The 17,403-nt window shown below is 45.5% G+C and carries 20 protein-coding genes; 17 read left to right on the top strand and 3 right to left on the bottom strand.

Going from position 1 to position 17,403, the window contains the following annotated elements:
* Positions 1-13: 13 nt before the first annotated feature.
* A complete protein-coding gene (gene prli42, locus C8268_RS12985) occupies positions 14-115 on the bottom strand; it encodes a stressosome-associated protein Prli42 (protein WP_106768064.1) in 102 nt (33 codons plus the stop codon).
* 108 nt (positions 116-223) lie between these two features.
* Here prli42 and C8268_RS12980 point away from each other — a divergent pair, with 108 nt between their 5' ends.
* Positions 224-1,351, top strand: a complete 1,128-nt coding sequence (locus C8268_RS12980) for a tripeptidase T (protein ID WP_106768063.1) — start codon at positions 224-226, stop codon at positions 1,349-1,351.
* A 230-nt stretch (positions 1,352-1,581) separates the two neighbouring features.
* Here the strand turns inward: C8268_RS12980 and C8268_RS12975 are convergent, their stop codons facing one another.
* Positions 1,582-2,781, bottom strand: a complete 1,200-nt coding sequence (locus C8268_RS12975) for a hypothetical protein (protein ID WP_106768062.1) — start codon at positions 2,779-2,781, stop codon at positions 1,582-1,584.
* Positions 2,782-2,890: 109 nt separating this feature from the next.
* Positions 2,891-3,043 (bottom strand): Z-ring formation inhibitor MciZ, encoded by a 153-nt coding sequence (gene mciZ / locus C8268_RS12970; protein ID WP_106768061.1) that lies wholly within the window; start codon positions 3,041-3,043, stop codon positions 2,891-2,893.
* Between the two features lie 94 nt (positions 3,044-3,137).
* Here mciZ and C8268_RS12965 point away from each other — a divergent pair, with 94 nt between their 5' ends.
* The 16 genes from C8268_RS12965 to lysA all read left to right on the top strand — a co-directional run bounded on the left by C8268_RS12965 (position 3,138) and on the right by lysA (position 17,273).
* A complete protein-coding gene (locus C8268_RS12965) occupies positions 3,138-3,716 on the top strand; it encodes an NUDIX domain-containing protein (RefSeq protein ID WP_106768060.1) in 579 nt (192 codons plus the stop codon).
* Position 3,717: 1 nt separating this feature from the next.
* On the top strand, positions 3,718-4,938 hold the full coding sequence (locus C8268_RS12960) for an endonuclease Q family protein (protein ID WP_106768059.1): 1,221 nt from the start codon (positions 3,718-3,720) through the stop codon (positions 4,936-4,938).
* 82 nt (positions 4,939-5,020) lie between these two features.
* Positions 5,021-5,656 (top strand): stage II sporulation protein M, encoded by a 636-nt coding sequence (gene spoIIM, locus C8268_RS12955; RefSeq protein ID WP_106768058.1) that lies wholly within the window; start codon positions 5,021-5,023, stop codon positions 5,654-5,656.
* 95 nt (positions 5,657-5,751) lie between these two features.
* Complete coding sequence (gene fur / locus C8268_RS12950) at positions 5,752-6,216, top strand: ferric iron uptake transcriptional regulator (RefSeq protein ID WP_106768057.1); 465 nt, start codon at positions 5,752-5,754, stop codon at positions 6,214-6,216.
* 264 nt (positions 6,217-6,480) lie between these two features.
* A complete protein-coding gene (locus C8268_RS12945) occupies positions 6,481-6,714 on the top strand; it encodes a DUF4227 family protein (protein WP_106768056.1) in 234 nt (77 codons plus the stop codon).
* Positions 6,715-6,770: 56 nt separating this feature from the next.
* Positions 6,771-7,664: a site-specific tyrosine recombinase XerD gene (gene xerD, locus C8268_RS12940; protein ID WP_106768055.1), complete on the top strand. Its 894-nt coding sequence runs from the start codon at positions 6,771-6,773 to the stop codon at positions 7,662-7,664.
* A 108-nt stretch (positions 7,665-7,772) separates the two neighbouring features.
* Positions 7,773-8,966 (top strand): phosphopentomutase, encoded by a 1,194-nt coding sequence (gene deoB, locus C8268_RS12935; protein WP_106768054.1) that lies wholly within the window; start codon positions 7,773-7,775, stop codon positions 8,964-8,966.
* A gap of 23 nt (positions 8,967-8,989) precedes the next feature.
* Complete coding sequence (locus C8268_RS12930) at positions 8,990-9,814, top strand: purine-nucleoside phosphorylase (RefSeq protein WP_106768053.1); 825 nt, start codon at positions 8,990-8,992, stop codon at positions 9,812-9,814.
* Positions 9,815-10,040: 226 nt separating this feature from the next.
* Positions 10,041-11,222 (top strand): D-alanyl-D-alanine carboxypeptidase family protein, encoded by a 1,182-nt coding sequence (locus C8268_RS12925; protein ID WP_106768052.1) that lies wholly within the window; start codon positions 10,041-10,043, stop codon positions 11,220-11,222.
* Positions 11,223-11,313: 91 nt separating this feature from the next.
* On the top strand, positions 11,314-11,667 hold the full coding sequence (gene spoIIAA / locus C8268_RS12920; RefSeq protein ID WP_106768051.1) for an anti-sigma F factor antagonist: 354 nt from the start codon (positions 11,314-11,316) through the stop codon (positions 11,665-11,667).
* A complete protein-coding gene (gene spoIIAB, locus C8268_RS12915) occupies positions 11,664-12,122 on the top strand; it encodes an anti-sigma F factor (protein WP_106768050.1) in 459 nt (152 codons plus the stop codon). Before spoIIAA ends, spoIIAB begins: the two co-directional genes overlap by 4 nt.
* An 11-nt stretch (positions 12,123-12,133) precedes the next feature.
* A complete protein-coding gene (gene sigF, locus C8268_RS12910) occupies positions 12,134-12,889 on the top strand; it encodes an RNA polymerase sporulation sigma factor SigF (RefSeq protein WP_106768049.1) in 756 nt (251 codons plus the stop codon).
* Positions 12,890-13,071: 182 nt separating this feature from the next.
* Positions 13,072-13,731: a stage V sporulation protein AA gene (locus C8268_RS12905; protein ID WP_106768048.1), complete on the top strand. Its 660-nt coding sequence runs from the start codon at positions 13,072-13,074 to the stop codon at positions 13,729-13,731.
* Complete coding sequence (locus tag C8268_RS12900; protein WP_106769940.1) at positions 13,728-14,156, top strand: stage V sporulation protein AB; 429 nt, start codon at positions 13,728-13,730, stop codon at positions 14,154-14,156. The genes C8268_RS12905 and C8268_RS12900 overlap by 4 nt, the downstream gene beginning before the upstream one ends.
* A 35-nt stretch (positions 14,157-14,191) precedes the next feature.
* Positions 14,192-15,829 carry a spore germination protein gene (locus tag C8268_RS12895; RefSeq protein ID WP_106768047.1) on the top strand — a complete coding sequence of 546 codons (1,638 nt, stop codon included), beginning with the start codon at positions 14,192-14,194 and terminating at the stop codon, positions 15,827-15,829.
* 112 nt (positions 15,830-15,941) lie between these two features.
* Positions 15,942-17,273 carry a diaminopimelate decarboxylase gene (gene lysA / locus C8268_RS12890; RefSeq protein WP_106768046.1) on the top strand — a complete coding sequence of 444 codons (1,332 nt, stop codon included), beginning with the start codon at positions 15,942-15,944 and terminating at the stop codon, positions 17,271-17,273.
* Positions 17,274-17,403: the final 130 nt, after the last annotated feature.

Here is a 17,403-nt window from a genome sequence, read left to right as displayed (position 1 = left end):
GGCAGTCAAAACCTTATCGCAGAAGAAATGGTTCAATAACAATAAAAATCGTAGAGCCGATCATGGCAGCTAGCATGATATAGATGGCGAGACGAAACAATTTTTTACGTTGCATGGTGTGACTCCTTTGGATTAAGTTTAAATGATGAACATATAGACCAATGATTGCTTTCATAACTTATAAGTCATATTGTAACTCATCCAGGAAAGAGAGGAAAGTCTAATGATTTCACAAGAACGCATTGTCAATGAATTTATGGAATTGGTACGTGTAGACAGCGAGACGAAGCATGAAGAACAGATATCGGTTGTGCTTAAAGAGAAGTTTGGAAGTTTGGGGCTTCAAGTCGTCGAGGATGACTCCAAGGATAAAACGGGACATGGCTCTGGAAATCTGATCATCACCTGGGAGGCAGAGCAGGTGGATAAAGCTCCTAAACTGCTCTTTACTTGCCATATGGATACGGTAACTCCAGGAAAGGGCATTAAGCCTATACTCGGAGAAGACGGTTGGATTCGCAGTGACGGCACGACCATTCTTGGTTCGGATGATAAAGCTGGTATCGCTGCCCTTCTCGAAGCTATCCGCGTAATCAAGGAACATAAAATCCCGCATGGTCAAATTCAATTTATTATTACCGCTGGTGAAGAATCTGGGCTTATGGGGGCACGAGCTTTGGACCCTAAACATTTGGATGCCGATCTCGGCTATGCGCTCGATTCGAATGGAGAAGTAGGGGCGATTGCAGTCGCAGCGCCCACTCAGGCGAAGATAACGATGACGATCACCGGAAAATCAGCTCATGCAGGAGTGAATCCGGAGGATGGCATCAGTGCCATTCAGGTGGCTGCCAAATCCATCGCCAAAATGAAGCTTGGTCGAATTGATAAAGAAACGACTGCTAATATTGGAAAATTCCATGGCGGCGGTCCGACCAACATCGTGTGCGATTATGTACAGATTGATGCAGAAGCCAGAAGCATTGTGCAGGAAAAAGTGGAAAAACAAGTTGATCAAATGCGTGAAGCACTGGAAATGACAGTACGTGAAAACCATGCAACAAGTGAATTCCGCAGTGAAATAGTATACCCAGCATTCAGCTTCAACGAGAACGATCCTGTTGTTCAGCTCGCCAAGCGTGCGATTGAAGGACTGGGCATGTCAGGCCGTACGTTCCATTCTGGTGGGGGCAGCGATGCCAATGTATTTAATGGTTTAGGCGTTCCAACTGTAAACCTCGCAGTTGGATATGAGGAAATCCATACGACCAATGAACGCATCAAGGCTGCTGATCTGGTAAAGGCGGCGCAGATTGTTGTTGCGATTGTACAAGAAGCAGCGAAGGGCTGAAGCTATAACTAAAAAAATTAGCAAGGAGCTGTCCCAAAAGGTCCATTGACCCGGGCGGCTCCTTTGTCTGTTCTAAGGACGCTATCGGAACGAAGCATTCCTCCAATCGCTCTTGCCCCCGAATATCCTGAATTCATTTTACAAGGAAGATATATTGGGGACAAAGGCGACCGCTACCGCTTTTCCAGAATTGCTTCGTTCTCTTTTGGGGATAGTCTTTTTTTATATGTTTAATTCAGCATTTTTGAACGGTCAGCCGGATTTTCGCGGCGGAGTTGAGCCGGTGTCCAATAGGTATGCCAATTGGTATTCTCCACGATGTGGAGTGCTGCGTTAATGCTGTGCATATATTTGAAAATTTTTCTCTCTGTTCCATCAGAACTGCTTTTTTTGGAAAAACGAGAAGAAAGGGAAAGTAGAGCAGATTGTAAGTAACAGGCCGCTTCTCCAAATTTGGCACTTGTATGCTCAGGGCAAGATAACCGCAGGTTTTTAAATAGAACAGAGGCTTTTTCAAAATCACCCAGGTCATACAGTCGTTCTGCGGTAACAAATTGAAGTAGACTCTGATAGGGGTGTGACTGAATAAACGTTTGATCTGGCAAACGGCTGATTCGGGTTCCAGCCAATGTTGTATACCCTTCGATATAAAGCATACAAATGAGGGCACATTCTCCAATAGCTCCTTCAGTCGATACCAGGAAATCGGCTTCAGTGATCATGCCGAGTGAAGCGGCAGCTTTAGCAAGCTTGTATCGATCATCATCGGAAGCAGGAAGATAGGGAAGGGAGCCGTTCAGGCGCCATTTGCACAAGAACATGGTGAGGCTGATCCAATCAGAGTGGCTGTCTTGTATCCAATCTGCGGAGATAGATTTATGATTCAAGCGGACAAGCAAGTTCATGGCTTCTTCTAACCGACCATCGTTGATTAGACAATGAGCATGAGCGATTCCAGTCGGTGTATCCGTATATGGAGTCATTTGAAAACAAAGTGAGGCTTCGGTATAAGCTCCGATTACTTTCAGTGCATGTCCGAGTATGGAGAGGTTAATGGAAGGTGAAGGCATCTCGGATAAAAGACGACTATATATTTCCTGGTCACTACTACCTGCTTGATACATTAACAAAGCCCATTCTTTCAAGGCTTCTGCAGCGTAAGGCATTCCACAGACCAGAGCTTGCTTGAATGCTTCAGCCGCTTCTGTATTTTTGTTTAATTTGGCACTCAAACGTCCGTATTCGATTAAGCTTAAAGCTAAACGCTCCATGTCGGTCGGTGCTTTATAACTTGCCGCCATTGCAGCCTGTTTAAAGCACGACAAAGCTTCTTCATAATGTCCGCGGTTTTTATGCCACTTGCCAAGCTCATAAGCTTGTTTTGGCGGCTCAGCGTTACTTTCGGGTTCTCTATTTATAAGATATCGCACATCGAAACCTCCCATTTAATAGAACACATGCAAAAGGGGATTGGTCATGGTATTTTTACGAAAAAAACAGAACAAAGTCGATTTTTAAGTCGAAAGGCCTATGTTTTTGTTATTTGCTGCATCGATTTGTTTTGTTTTGGAGCAAAAGTTCTGTAATTGTAACTTCGGGGCCCCACTGTTTTTGCCACTGCTTCAGCATCGTTCTAATTTGCCAGGCTTGTCCAACCATATGTATCGATTTCGTACCTTGATAGCTCTTCATGGTCCTGATCCTTCTTTCTCGAAAAATTTGATATAATACAGCTTATGCATTAGTTTTGGCAGTCATGCCGTTTTTAATCAAAGGAGGCTACAGGATGAGCGATCTTGGCAATAAGGACCGCCATTTTAACAAATCATTGGAAGAAACGACGATTTCAACGAAACAGATATTCGAAGGAAAAATAATATCTCTGCAGGTGGATACGGTTGAACTGCCTGACGGTCAGCAGGCTACCCGTGAGGTTGTACGGCATCCGGGGGCCGTTGCGGTGCTGGCACTGCGTGATGACAAAATGCTCGTAGTCGATCAATTCAGACAACCACTGGGCCGCTGTGAAGTGGAAATCCCTGCAGGAAAACTGGAGCGCGGCGAAGATCCTTTAGAAGCGGCGAAACGTGAGCTGCAAGAAGAGACCGGATATACATGCGGTTCGATCCGCAAGCTTCAATCTTTCTATACTTCACCCGGCTTTGCGGATGAATTGATTCATTTGTATCTTGCCGAAGATCTGACAAGCGGGGATATGGCGCCGGATGAGGATGAATTTCTGGAAATGTCCGAGATTACCTTAGATGAGGCATACCGACTGATTCAGGAGGAGCGCATCAGTGATGCTAAGACGATCCTGGCTGTGTATGCATGGAATATGTATAAACTGACGGGGAGAATTTAAAATGTGTCATTCGGAGCAACTGAATAAGACTGCCGAATTACATGAATTTTACAGTGATCTGCATATTCATATTGGACGCACGAAAAACGGACAGGCCGTAAAAATCAGCGGAAGCCGAAACCTTACGTTTGAGAACATTGCGAAAGAGGCCGCCTTGCGTAAAGGGATTGAAATGATCGGTATTATCGATTGCCACTCTCCCTTCGTTCAAGATGATATTATGACTTGCCTGGACAGCGGCATCATGAAAGAAATAGAGGGTGGAGGAATTGCTTATCAGGATACCGTCATTCTTCTAGGTAGTGAAATCGAGATCAGAAATACCGGCGCCAAAGGGGCTGCCCATGTACTGACTTATTTTCGCGATTTGGATACAATGCAGGATTTCACGCGGTGGATGACAAGGTATATGAAAAATGTTGGACTGAGCTCTCAGCGTATTTATGTTCAACCAAGAGAATTGCAGCAAGAAATTATCGATCGGGGCGGAATACTCATACCGGCGCATGTATTTACTCCGCATAAAGGTCTATATGGGAGCATGTCCCGCAAAATGTCCGATGTATTTGACTTACGGGGAATAGCGGGGATAGAGCTCGGTTTAAGTGCAGATTCGTCCATGGCAGGCTATCTGTCAGAGCTGGACGGCTATTCGTTTTTAACGAACTCCGATGCGCATTCACTTGGAAAGATCGGCCGGGAATACAATAAGATCCGTATGCTGAATCCGTCTTTTGATGAGTTTCGCCTTGCTTTGGAACGGAAAGCGGGGAGACAGGTGACTGCAAACTACGGTCTTGATCCACGTCTCGGCAAATATCACCGAACATTTTGCTCTGGCTGCAACAGTATTTTGGACGACGAAGCGGTTGTTTCCTTAGCGGATCGATGTCCGTATTGTGGAAGTATAAAGATGGTTCAAGGGGTGTTTGACCGGATTATGTCTATCGCTGACAGAGAAGAGCCTTTTCTTCCGATCCACCGCCCCCCATATTGCTATCAGGTTCCGCTGGAGTTTATTCCGGGGCTCGGAAAGGCATCCATCCTGAAGTTGCTTGAAGCATTTGGTACTGAAATGGCGATCCTTCATCGTGCTTCCGAACAAGATATTGCATCTGTTGTTGGAGAAGTTCTTGCCCATCGTATTGTTATGGCCAGAAACGGCACTTTGGAGCTGTCCTCGGGCGGAGGCGGAGTGTACGGGAAGGTCGTTCGGAAATGAAAAACTATTAAACTTAGAAAGTCATAGACGGCATTAAACACACATAGAGTAGAGATAGAGACAAGAAAGGGGACTCTATTTCATGCAATTATTCCGCCAGAGTTTTAAGGATCAGGCGCCTCTATATGTGTTTGTTGCCGTTTTATTTTTAGTAGGAGTGTTGTTTGGGGCATTGATGGTAAACGCGCTGTCTTTGGAGCAGCAGCAAGATTTAGCGGGTTATCTGGACCATTTTTTTCTGACCTTGCACGAAGGCGCTGGACAAATGCAGACTTCATTCGGCAGTATTGCGGCGCTTCATTTGAAATGGATCGGCTTGATCTGGATTTTGGGATTGTCGGTTATTGGTCTTCCGGGCATTCTAATTCTTGATTTTTTTAAAGGAGTTCTTATTGGTTTTACGGTCGGTTATTTGGTCGGTCAATATTCCTGGCAAGGTCTCTTGTTCGCCCTCGTATCCATCGCACCACAAAATCTGCTAGTGATTCCGGTGTTAATCATGTGCAGCGTAGCAGCCATATCTTTTTCGCTTTTTATTATAAAAAACCGCCTGATCATGCAGCGCAGCAGAAGTGTCACCAAACCATTCACTTCATATATAGGCCTTACTTTCATCATGGTTCTGCTTATACTTGGTGTATCTATGTTTGAAACATGGGTTACGCCGGGTATGATGCAGTGGGTAGCCCCGATGCTTCTCCCTAATCAGAGCCTTTAACAAGTAGCAAAATCGTTTGACTTTATTTGCAAAGTCCCCCTATAATGAAGGAAGTGAACAATTACGTGCAGTGATTTCCAAGGGGGAGGGAAACGATGGAAGCACGGATCGACAAAATCAAACAGCAGTTACAATCCCAAGGCTACAAATTAACGCCCCAAAGGGAAGCCACCGTCAGCGTATTGTTGGAGAATGAGGATGATCATCTCAGTGCAGAAGACGTCTTTATGCTCGTGAAAGAAAAAGCTCCCGAGATCGGTCTGGCAACCGTATACCGTACCCTCGAGCTGTTAAGCGAGCTGCATGTGGTTGAGAAGATTAACTTTGGAGATGGTGTAGCCCGCTATGACCTGCGGACTGATACATCGAAGCATCATCATCATCATCTGATTTGTACCCAGTGCGGAAGCATGGATGAAATACGCGAGGATTGGCTCGGACCATTGGAAGAGCGGCTGGAGAGAGAATTTAATTTTACTGTACACGATCATCGTCTTGATTTTCAGGGCATCTGTTATCGATGCAAGGAAAAAGGAAAACAGGATGACAATGAATCCTAGTGCAATAGCAGCAACTGGTGTGAGAAGTCACGCCAGTAGCCCTCTTACGGAGATGGACATCCCGGGAGGGCTTTTTTAAAATTTGTAAACATATATACATACATAACCGAATCGGCTTTCGTCATATTATATGGAAACAGCTCATAGACTTGGGTGAATGTTCAATCCATCTTGCTGCCCGAGAAGAAACTGTTGCTTTCGGAGCATTTGTTCATTCTTTGGATTGGACAGGATTTCCTTCTATGAAAAGGGGCGAAGCCAATTATGATTATTTCAATACGTAAAATGGTTTCTTTCATAAGATTTGCCGCTTTATTTGCCGTGCTTACTTTGTTTTTTTACTATGTTCTATCCTTGGCGAATCAGTGGATATCACCAACGGAACCCTATCGTGAGCCGGCCGGACATGCCGTTAAAGCATTTCAGTTTGAAAAATCGATGGATACATGGGTAACACCACGAGACAGACTTCGTTTATACTATTGGTATGGTGAGTAAATGTCTTTTGCTATCTTTTGCGTATGGAAGAGCAGTGATAAGGAGCAGAATAAATCATGAAGCAGTATTTAGACGACTACATATCCTTTTTAAAAGAGGAAAGAGGGTTGTCAGCCAGCACGACAGAATCATATCGCAAAGATATCACTGGGTTTATTGACTTTGCCAAGGAGCGCGAAGTGGATGAGCCTGTTGATGTGAATCGGACATTGCTTAGTCTTTATTTGGGAAGTTTGAAGCAAAAGGGCAGGGCTTCGTCCACGATGATGAGATGTATCGTCTCTCTTCGCTCCTTTTTTCAATATTTGGTACGTCGCTCTGTTATTACACTCGACCCGTCAGTGATGCTTGAGACCCCGAAGCTGGAGCGCAAAGCACCCAAGGCGCTTTCCGTAGAACAGGTGGACAAGCTGCTGAATGCGCCAGACGAGTCAACGCCTCAAGGTGCAAGGGATAAAGCGATGCTTGAATTATTGTATGCGGCAGGTATTCGCGTTTCAGAGCTCGTTGCTTTGAGTGTCCAAGATGTAAATCCAGAGCTTAGATTTGTTCGGTGTGCCAAAAGTTCAGGCAAGGAACGGATATTGCCGATCAGTCCGATCGCGGCACGCAGCGTAAAACAGTATTTGAATGGAATGAGAGAGCGGCTTCTCAAGGCTGACAGCAATGAGGAGGGACTGTTTTTAAATGCGCTGGGTACGAGGCTGACGCGTCAAGGTTTTTGGAAAATAATTAAGAAATACGGCAAAGAGGCAGGGATTGTGGAAGACATTACCCCCCATACACTTCGACATTCTTTTGCGATCCATATGCTGGATAATGGAGCGGACTTGCGCTCTGTACAAGAGCTGCTCGGTCATTCCAATCTGTCTACAACACAAATGTATCAAACACCCAAAAAGAATATGAAAGATGTTTATGAAGCGCACCACCCGAGGGCAGGCAATTAACGATTCATATCTTTTCGCTGATCGGACCAATCGCTAACATTCTTACCTTACATGTCGAACATGATTTCCGAGTGCTGCACCTAACCAATATACGAGGAGTGATTGAACTTGCCAGACATCACGAAACATCGTTTTAAGCGGATATGCTTGATTGTGCTTGACAGCGTGGGAATCGGGGAAGCGCCGGATGCAGTTAAATTCGGGGATGGTGGAGCTCATACTTTGGGACATGTCTTGGAACACAGCCCGAACTTGACACTGCCGAATTTGCAAAAGCTTGGATTAGGGAATATTGCTCCATTGCCCAACGTGCCGCCGTTAGATACACCGCAAGCCTATTATGGTAAAATGCGAGCGCAATCCGCGGGGAAGGATACGATGACCGGACATTGGGAACTCATGGGTTTGCGGGTGAAAACACCGTTTAATACATACTCTCAAGGCTTTCCTTCGGCGCTTATTGCCCGGTTTGAGCAGCAGACAGGGCGTAAGGTCCTCGGTAATAAACAGGCCTCAGATGAGGCCGTGGTGGAGGAATATGGCGAGGAACAGATGAAGTCTGGAGCATGGATTGTGTATACATCGGCTGACAGCGTGTTTCAGATTGCAGCACATGAGGAAGTCATTTCGCTTGAAGAACTTTATAAAGCTTGTGAAATCGCCCGACAGCTTACGCTGCAGCCTGAATTTTCAACAGGGAGAGTGATTGCCCGTCCGTTTATCGGCGAGCCTGGCAGTTATAATTTTACATCTAACAGGCGTGATTTTGCTGTGAAACCTCCGGAACCAACCGTCTTGAACTCACTACAACATCATGCACTTGATATCATTGCTGTCGGCAAGGTTGATGATATATTTTCCGGTAAAGGCATCACCCGGGCACTGCCAACAAGAAATAATCGGCACGGAATGGAAGTCATTATGGAACAATTGAATGCAAAGTTCAATGGTTTGCTGTTTGCCAACCTGGGCGATTTCGATTCACTATATGGACATCGCCGTGATCCTGACGGCTTTGGACAAGCCCTGCTTGATTTTGACCGCTCGCTTCCTGAATTGATGAAAATGCTGAAGGAGGATGACCTGCTCATTCTTTCAGCAGACCATGGCAACGATCCACTTCATACGGGAACGAACCATACTCGTGAATATGTTCCACTTCTTGTATATAGTCCGGGTTTTACACATGGTGGCAGTCTGGGGATTAGAGACACCTTTTCGGATATAGGTGCAACGATTGCTGATAATTTTGGAGCCAAGCTGTCGGAGCATGGAAGAAGTTTTTTATCACAATTAATATAAATGGTGAATGGGAGAGTGCTGAAATGAGTCATGTAAATTTAGGAATGATTGAAGAAGCAGCTGCGTTTATCCAAAGCAAAGGCGGGGTGAAACCGGAGGTTGGTCTGATTCTTGGCTCCGGACTTGGGGTGCTTGCTGATTTGTTGGTGGATACGCTGTCCATCCCCTATAGCGATATCCCGCATTTTCCTGTATCGACAGTAGAAGGACATGAAGGCGAGCTTTTGCTGGGGAAAATTCAGGGTCGTCCTGTCGTGATGATGAAGGGCCGGTTTCATATGTATGAAGGTTATGGTCCGGAGGTTACGGCTTTTCCGGTACGTGTGATGAAGCAGCTCGGGGTAAAAAGCTTGCTCGTTACGAATGCGGCAGGCGGAATCGATACTTCATTTGAGCCGGGGGATCTGATGCTGATTACAGATCATCTCAATATGACAGGGCGCAATCCGCTGATCGGACCGAATGATCCGGCACTTGGCGTACGTTTCCCGGATATGTCTGAGGCTTACAGCCGCCGATTGCGTAAACTGGCTTTGGAGACGGCAGAAAACCACGGTGTTATGCTTAAGCAGGGTATATATGCAGGTCTTTTGGGGCCAACCTATGAGACCCCTGCCGAAATCGTGATGCTGCGTACTTTGGGTGCGCATGCGGTTGGGATGTCCACGGTATCGGAAGTGATCGTTGCCCGCCATGCCGGCCTTGAAGTGCTTGGTATTTCTTGCATCAGCAACATGGCTGCAGGTATTCTGGATCAGCCATTATCACATGAAGAGGTTATGGAAACGGCTGAAAAGGTACGTGATCAATTCCTTAAACTGGTTATGGCTGTTATTCCGGCTATGTAACGCCGAATATTAAAATTTTACTGCTAAACAGATATTGATATATAGCGTTTGAGCAGCGACTGCTTTCTGTATCGTACAGAAAGTAGTCGTTTTTTTGTAAAAAAAACAAGTTTTATACCTGAACCCTCAATTATCTGGAATAATTTACTTCCAACCTGCCGACAATGGGAAACAGACCCGTTGTAACAATGGGATAAGCATGAAGATTTGTCAGGAGGGGATGGATATGAAAAAAGCGTTAATTGCCGGCATACTTTCACTTTGTGTTGCTATTTCACCGGCTGCTGCAAGCTATGCAGATGAGAAAAAAGGTGGCGGATCATCTGACAGTGAGCTTGCGCCGACGTCGCGCTCAGCCATTTTGCTGGATGCGGATACTGGAACGATCATTTACGAAAAAAACAGCCATGATAAGCTGCCTCCAGCCAGTATTACGAAAATTATGACGATGCTGTTAACGATGGAAGCTGTAGAGGACGGCAGGCTAAAAATGACCGACATGGTGCGGACAAGCGATTTTGCGGCTTCGATGGGAGGCTCACAAATTTTTTTGGAGCCGGGTGAAGAAATGACTGTCGAAGAGATGCTGAAGGGGATCGCGATGGCATCCGGCAACGATGCATCTGTAGCGATCGCTGAAAAAATCGCAGGCTCTGAAGAAGAATTTGTCAAGATGATGAATGAAAAGGCAGCGGAACTTGGAATGAAGAATACAAACTTTGCAAACTCCAATGGGCTTCCGGCCGAGAATCATTACAGTACGGCTCACGATATTGCTTTAATGAGCCGAGAGTTGCTCAAATATGAGCAGGTTACAAAATTTACAGGAGCTTACCAGGATTATCTGCGTAAGGATACTCAAAAGCCATTCTGGTTAGTGAATACGAATAAGCTGGTTCGTTTCTATACAGGAGCTGACGGCCTTAAAACCGGCTATACCTCGGAAGCGAAGTTTTGTCTTTCGGCAACAGCAAAGCGGGATGGGCTTCGTACCGTAGCCGTTGTACTTGGGGCGCCGGATACGAAAACCCGAAACAATGAAATTTCTCGTATGTTCGATTATGCATTTTCCCAATACAGCAAGCACTCACTTTATAAAAAAGGGGATGCGCTAGGCAATATTCAAATTTCCAAAGGCGCTGTACCTCAGTTGGAGCTTACGGCAGATCAGAATTACAGCGTGTTGGTTAAAAAAGGCGGAAAATCAGCTACTCTTCGGCATGAAGTTCTTCTTCCAAAGAGCATAAAGGCACCGATCTCCGCAGGGCAAGTCGTTGGCAAGCTGTCGGTATACCAAGGAGATACGCTTGTAAAGGAGTTTGATCTCAAAGCACCTGAAGATGTGAAGAAAGCAGGATGGTGGAAGCTGTTCAAGCGTACGACAGGAAAGTTGTTTCATGTAGACTAATAGGAGTTTTCTTCTAGTTTTGTCGGGGGGCAGGAAACTCTTTTGCAGGCGTAGAAATCTTTGTTCATGTAAGGGAGGAGAGTGAGCAAACATGAATCTGAAAGTTAATATGGAGCACCAGCGGCATGTGCTGATCGTCAGGCTTTCAGGGGAACTGGATCATCATACGGCCGATCATGTTCGATTGCAGCTGGATGACGCTATCCAGCGACGTCAGACAGAGCATTTGGTTCTTTGTCTAAAGGATCTTGAGTTTATGGACAGTTCGGGACTCGGTGTTATTCTCGGGCGGTACAAGCTCATTAAACAAAAGGGCGGTAAAATGGCGCTCTGTGACGTAACCACACCGGTGTATCGTCTGCTTGAAATGTCAGGGTTGTTTAAGATCATGCCTATTTATGAAAATGAGAGTACTGCACTCTCGGGTTTGGAGGTAGTGTCATGAGTGAAGGAAAAACGCAGCATAATTTCATGACTCTGGAGTTTGCCGCAAAATCGGAAAATGAATCCTTTGCCCGAGTGGCTGTGGCTGCGTTTATATCTCAGCTTGATCCGACCATGGATGAGCTTAGTGATTTAAAAACAGTCGTGTCTGAAGCGGTAACCAACTGCATTATTCATGGTTATGACAGCAATCCTGAAGGTGTAGTGAAAATTGAGGTCGCGATCGATGGTGATATGATCACGCTTGTCATTGAGGATAACGGGCATGGAATTGAAGATCTTGAAATGGCCAAGCAGCCGCTCTATACTTCTAAACCAGAACTTGAGCGATCAGGCATGGGCTTTACCATCATGGAGAATTTTATGGACGAATTTGATGTTACCAGCGAGCCGGGGAACGGCACATCGATCAAAATGAAAAAAAGGATCGAATCCAAGAAAGCTTTATATAATTAGGGGTTGGACAAATGGATGCCGATGTGAAGAAGACTTCGCAGACATTTTTGGATGATGCGGAGGTCAAACGTCTGATTGCACTTAGCCAAAGTGGGGATACAGTTGCCCGGGATACGCTCGTGAACTGTAATATTCGTCTTGTCTGGTCTGTTGTGCAGCGGTTCATGAATCGAGGCTACGAACCAGAGGATTTATTTCAGATCGGTTGCATCGGTCTTCTGAAATCCGTTGACAAATTCGATCTCAGTTATGACGTAAAGTTCTCGACGTATGCCGTGCCTATGATTATCGGAGAGATTCAGCGTTTTTTACGCGATGATGGTACGCTGAAGGTAAGCCGCTCTTTAAAAGAGATGGCCAATAAAGTCAGGAAAAAGAGGGACGAGCTCTCGAAGCAGCTGGATCGGCTGCCTACAATTAAGGAGGTCGCGGAAGAACTCGGTGTAACACCGGAGGAAGTGGTGTTTGCCCAGGAAGCTAACAAGCCGCCAACCTCGATTCATGAAACGGTATTTGAGAATGATGGAGATCCTATTACATTGATGGATCAGATTGCGGATGAGTCCCAAGAGCGATGGTTTGACAAGCTTGCACTGAATGAAGCGATCGGCGGCTTGACTGAACGTGAACGGCTTATTGTTTATTTGCGTTACTACCGTGATCAGACACAGTCGGAAGTAGCCAGTCGCCTTGGCATATCGCAGGTGCAGGTTTCAAGACTTGAGAAAAAAATATTGCAAAATATCCGCAGTCAAATTGCACAATAGTGTTAATAATGAAGAACAAGCAGGCTATGCAAGGGAGGCAACCCCTTTGATGGCCTGCTTTTTTTTTGCTCTGGATCTGTAAGTTTTTTTAGTATCTGGCTGCATATGGCAAGGTAAAAAAGAGTAGGATGAGCATTCATTTCCCATACTAATGATAATTTAGCAGCAAAGGAGTGTTCCGGATGAAGGCCAATCCCACTCCGACGGTGTTTCTGCAATTACGGAGCCGAATCCGTCTGCCCAGAGATCAAACCGTCAAACTCGGAGATGTTGCTTTTATTATTTGTGACCCGGAATGGGAAGAGAAGCTGAGAAGCTTGCCTTTGGTTCATCCCATGAAACAAGACGGAAATCGGCTTCTGATGGATTTAATTCTAATCATCCCAAAGATTCGGCAGCTCATTCCGGAAGCGCATATTGAACAGATAGGTAACCACTATACTTTGATAGAGCTTATCGGTCCCACAATGAAGTCATCCCGATTTTGGTTTCCGGTCATATGGCTTCTTCTGTTTTTTGGTTCCGCTCTAACCATTATGAACTTTCATGCCGACGTGAACATGCAGGAGGTGCATATTCGAATCGTCGAGATGGTGACAGGAAAACGGGATGAACATCCTTATTTGTTCCAGATTGCTTATTCACTTGGGATCGGCTTCGGGATGACGGTGTTCTTCAATCATTTATTTAAAAAGAAATGGAATGAGGAACCTACTCCGCTTGAGGTCGAGATGTATTTATACCAGGAAAATCTTGATCAATTTGTAGTCGCTGAAGAATACAAGAAGATAAGAACGATGGAGAAGGACAAGGAGCACCAGAGAGGATCTGTGTGGAAATGATGATGACCCTGGTACAGCAGTTGACTTCTATCCTTCTTGGAATAGCCGGGGGAATTGCCGTTGGCGGTGGCGTCATTGCACTTATTATTGTGCTTGATATTGTACCGAGACTATCACAATTAACATGGACCTATGACCGTGTCCACTGGTATGAGGGAGCATTGATTACCGGATCGCTCGTCGGAACAATGGCTGACTTCTGGATGTGGAAAATCTCTTTGGGTTCTGTGGTCAGTACGATTATCGGTCTGTTTTGCGGCGTATTTATCGGTCTGTTGGCAGCAGCTTTGACTGAAGTATTAAATGTTCTTCCGATATTGGCCAAACGGTTAAGGCTGACGGATTATTTATTTGGATTGTTAATGGCGATGGTTGCCGGAAAAGTTGCAGGGTCTTTGTTCGATTGGTTTGTTTACCGGCAATAAGGCGGATGGCAGCACAGCAATAGGAGGGAAGGTACATGGATAATGAGAAGAGCTCGATCGCTAATGGGGAGAAGAATGATGCTCCTGAAGTTTCTCCTTCTGATATCAAGTCACGGGAAGATGAGGAGATCATAAAAAAGAGAAATGCGGAAACCTCAAACAATACGAAGGAATCTGTAGAGTACTGGCAAGGTTCCGATAATGTCCCGACTGATTTCGAACAACTGAAGAAGACGTTAAAAGAGGTTGTGGGACTTGATATTTCATTCGATGTTATCCTGCGTGAAATGACGGTTGCTGAAAAAAGAATCGGCCTGCTGTTTTTGAATGGCTTTGTTGTAGATGCAGTAGTAGTAAAAATTTTAGAGCGTCTAAGCTATTTAACTCCGGATGATATAGGCAATGATCCAATATCCTCGATCAAAAATCATTACATTCCGTATTCCCAGGTAGACGAGACGACGAAACTTAGCGAAGCGATTGATAAAGTGCTTTGGGGTTTGTGTGTCATTTTTGTTGAAGGTGAAGACAAAGCTATTGTACTGGATCTTAGGAAATATCCTATACGTTCTCCCGAAGAGCCAGCGGTTGAAAAGGTCATAAGAGGAGCCAGAGACGGTTTTACGGAAACGCTCGTTATGAACATTAATATGATCCGGCGCCGTATACGGGACCCAGGGCTCCACTGTGAAATTATGCAGGTAGGGCGGCGTACACAAACGGATGTGTGTTTACTGTTCATCGATGATATTGTCGATAGGTCGCAGGTGGAAGCGATCCGTCACAAAATTAACGGGCTTGATCTGGAAGGTCTGCCACTCGGAGACAAGCAGCTGGAAGAAGCCATCGTTAATAAAGGATGGCATCCTTATCCGCTGGTTCGATATTCAGAGCGGCCTGACGTAGTTTCCTCCCATTTGCTCGAAGGCAGAGTCGTTGTGATGGTGGATACCTCCCCAAGCGTCATGATTGTGCCGACAACGTTTTTCGATTTGTGTCAGCACGCTGAAGAAAACAGGCAGACGCCATTTATGGGTACTTACCTGCGGTGGGTTCGTTTTGGTGGAATATTTGCATCGATGTTTCTTTTACCGCTCTGGATGTTGTTTGTTATACATCCGGAGTTAAAGCCTCCGTATCTTGATATATTGGGACCGCAGCAAAATGCTAAAATCCCGATTATTATGCAGTTTTTAATCGTCGAATTCGGAGTGGACCTGCTGCGTCTGGCTGCTGTTCATACACCAACACCATTGGCATCAGCCATGGGCTTGATCGCAGCAATATTGATCGGAGATATGGCTGTTAAAACCGGCTTTTTTGTGAATGAAGTGGTGCTTTATATGTCCATTGCTACGATTGGAATGTTTGCGACACCAAGTTATGAACTGGGATTAGCTAACCGGATTGTACGCCTTGCACTTCTGATTGCAGTGGCGTTATTCGGAGTAAAAGGGATCGTTATCGGAACGACCTTGTTTGTTTTAATGCTGACGACCCATCGTTCATACAACTCTTCCTATCTATGGCCGTTCATTCCATTTAGTGCAAAAGCAATGGGTGAGGTGCTGTTTCGTAAGCCGCTCCTTTATTCCAGAACACGTCCGACTTTGAATAAAGCGAGAGATAGCAGCAAGATGGGTTCTGAGATGAGTCCAAGAAGGAAGCAATAACAAATAACACAAAGGTTATGTTGAAAAATCTATTTTATTTACGATTCGTTGTCTGCTATACTGTGAACAATTATTCGATTTAGCTTATAATTATCGATCGGAGGAATTGTGGATGTTTTTACACGGGACTAGCAGAATCAATGATCGCGGCCATTTGGAAATTGGCGGTTGTGATACAGTGGATTTACAAGCACAATTTGGAACCCCACTTTATGTTGTAGATGAGCAGCTTGTTCGTCAACGCTGCAGAGAATATACAGAAGCTTTCAAGGCTTCAGGCTTGAAATTTCAAGTTGCTTATGCAAGCAAGGCATTTTGTGTGATGGCGATGTGCCGTCTGGCGGAAGAAGAAGGATTGTCTCTGGATGTCGTATCTGACGGTGAGCTTTACACGGCGCTCCAAGCGGGATTTCCCGCGGATCGTATTCATTTTCACGGGAATAACAAGACTCCGGATGAAATTGAAATGGCTTTGGATGCACGTATCGGCTGTTTTGTCGTAGACAATGAAATCGAGCTTCGGATGCTGCAGGCTATTGCCGCTAGGAAGGAGCAACGGGTCAAAATACTTCTTCGAGTGACCCCTGGGGTAGAAGCACACACCCATGAGTATATTTCGACAGGGCAAACCGATTCCAAGTTTGGATTTGATATCGGCAATGGCTCGGCGTATGAAGCGGTCAAGCTTGCAGCTTCTCAGCCAAACCTTGAACTTTTGGGGCTGCATTCTCATATTGGATCACAGATTTTTGAAGTCGAGGGCTTTCAGATGGCAATCCAGCGTGTAGCCGAGTTTTCACGGACGGTTAAAGAAGGTTTAAGTGTGACTTTCAGCGTTATTAACCTAGGGGGCGGATTTGGCATCCGTTACGTAGAAGGCGAAACACCGCTGCATGTGTCCCAATATGTTCAGGCAATTACGGATGCGGTGAAGCTGCATTTTGAAGGTATCGCTCCTGAGCTTCCAGAGATTTGGGTGGAGCCAGGCCGTAGTATTGTAGGGGATGCAGGGACAACTCTCTACACAGTAGGGACGAGCAAGGATATTCCGGATGTGCGCAAATATGTTGCCGTTGACGGAGGGATGACTGACAATCCTCGTCCTGCACTGTATGAATCCAAGTATGAGGCGCTTCTGGCAAACCGGGCAAATGAGCCTGTGGAAGAAACCGTTTCGATCGCAGGAAAATGCTGTGAGAGCGGTGATATGCTGATCTGGGATGTTGAGCTTCCTAAAGTCGATTCCGGCGATTTGCTTGCGGTTTCTTGTACAGGAGCTTACAACTATTCGATGGCAAGCAATTACAATCGCATTCGCAAACCGGCGGTTGTGTTCGTTAAAGACGGCGTTGGTCAGCTTGTCGTTCGCCGCGAGAGTCTTGAGGATATTGTCAGACATGACGTGGTGCCTGAACGCATAAATAAACAAACCGTGTTAAGCTAATTGAATTTGTCTGAAAGGGGTCACTCCTGTGTATCTATGCTTGGGAGCGATCTCTTTTTTTCATTTCCCGAGATGGCTTGATTGCAACGGATGCTGCAAATAAGATACAATGGGAACGTAATGAACACTT

Source organism: Paenibacillus faecalis, assembly GCF_900289175.1.
In the GTDB taxonomy this organism is placed as follows: Bacteria; Bacillota; Bacilli; order Paenibacillales; family Paenibacillaceae; genus Paenibacillus_AQ; species Paenibacillus_AQ faecalis.
Note: the sequence above shows the minus strand (reverse complement) of the source record. Positions and strands in the feature narration are given on the sequence as shown.

What these genes read in the sequence shown, in the direction of transcription:
- prli42 (WP_106768064.1), bottom strand. Translation starts at nt 115, where the DNA reads ATGCAACGTAAAAAATTGTTTCGTCTCGCCATCTATATCATGCTAGCT.
- C8268_RS12980 (WP_106768063.1), top strand. Translation starts at nt 224, where the DNA reads ATGATTTCACAAGAACGCATTGTCAATGAATTTATGGAATTGGTACGT.
- mciZ (WP_106768061.1), bottom strand. Translation starts at nt 3,043, where the DNA reads ATGAAGAGCTATCAAGGTACGAAATCGATACATATGGTTGGACAAGCC.
- C8268_RS12965 (WP_106768060.1), top strand. Translation starts at nt 3,138, where the DNA reads ATGAGCGATCTTGGCAATAAGGACCGCCATTTTAACAAATCATTGGAA.
- C8268_RS12960 (WP_106768059.1), top strand. Translation starts at nt 3,718, where the DNA reads ATGTGTCATTCGGAGCAACTGAATAAGACTGCCGAATTACATGAATTT.
- spoIIM (WP_106768058.1), top strand. Translation starts at nt 5,021, where the DNA reads ATGCAATTATTCCGCCAGAGTTTTAAGGATCAGGCGCCTCTATATGTG.
- fur (WP_106768057.1), top strand. Translation starts at nt 5,752, where the DNA reads ATGGAAGCACGGATCGACAAAATCAAACAGCAGTTACAATCCCAAGGC.
- C8268_RS12945 (WP_106768056.1), top strand. Translation starts at nt 6,481, where the DNA reads ATGATTATTTCAATACGTAAAATGGTTTCTTTCATAAGATTTGCCGCT.
- xerD (WP_106768055.1), top strand. Translation starts at nt 6,771, where the DNA reads ATGAAGCAGTATTTAGACGACTACATATCCTTTTTAAAAGAGGAAAGA.
- C8268_RS12930 (WP_106768053.1), top strand. Translation starts at nt 8,990, where the DNA reads ATGAGTCATGTAAATTTAGGAATGATTGAAGAAGCAGCTGCGTTTATC.
- C8268_RS12925 (WP_106768052.1), top strand. Translation starts at nt 10,041, where the DNA reads ATGAAAAAAGCGTTAATTGCCGGCATACTTTCACTTTGTGTTGCTATT.
- spoIIAA (WP_106768051.1), top strand. Translation starts at nt 11,314, where the DNA reads ATGAATCTGAAAGTTAATATGGAGCACCAGCGGCATGTGCTGATCGTC.
- spoIIAB (WP_106768050.1), top strand. Translation starts at nt 11,664, where the DNA reads ATGAGTGAAGGAAAAACGCAGCATAATTTCATGACTCTGGAGTTTGCC.
- sigF (WP_106768049.1), top strand. Translation starts at nt 12,134, where the DNA reads ATGGATGCCGATGTGAAGAAGACTTCGCAGACATTTTTGGATGATGCG.
- C8268_RS12905 (WP_106768048.1), top strand. Translation starts at nt 13,072, where the DNA reads ATGAAGGCCAATCCCACTCCGACGGTGTTTCTGCAATTACGGAGCCGA.
- C8268_RS12900 (WP_106769940.1), top strand. Translation starts at nt 13,728, where the DNA reads ATGATGATGACCCTGGTACAGCAGTTGACTTCTATCCTTCTTGGAATA.
- C8268_RS12895 (WP_106768047.1), top strand. Translation starts at nt 14,192, where the DNA reads ATGGATAATGAGAAGAGCTCGATCGCTAATGGGGAGAAGAATGATGCT.
- lysA (WP_106768046.1), top strand. Translation starts at nt 15,942, where the DNA reads ATGTTTTTACACGGGACTAGCAGAATCAATGATCGCGGCCATTTGGAA.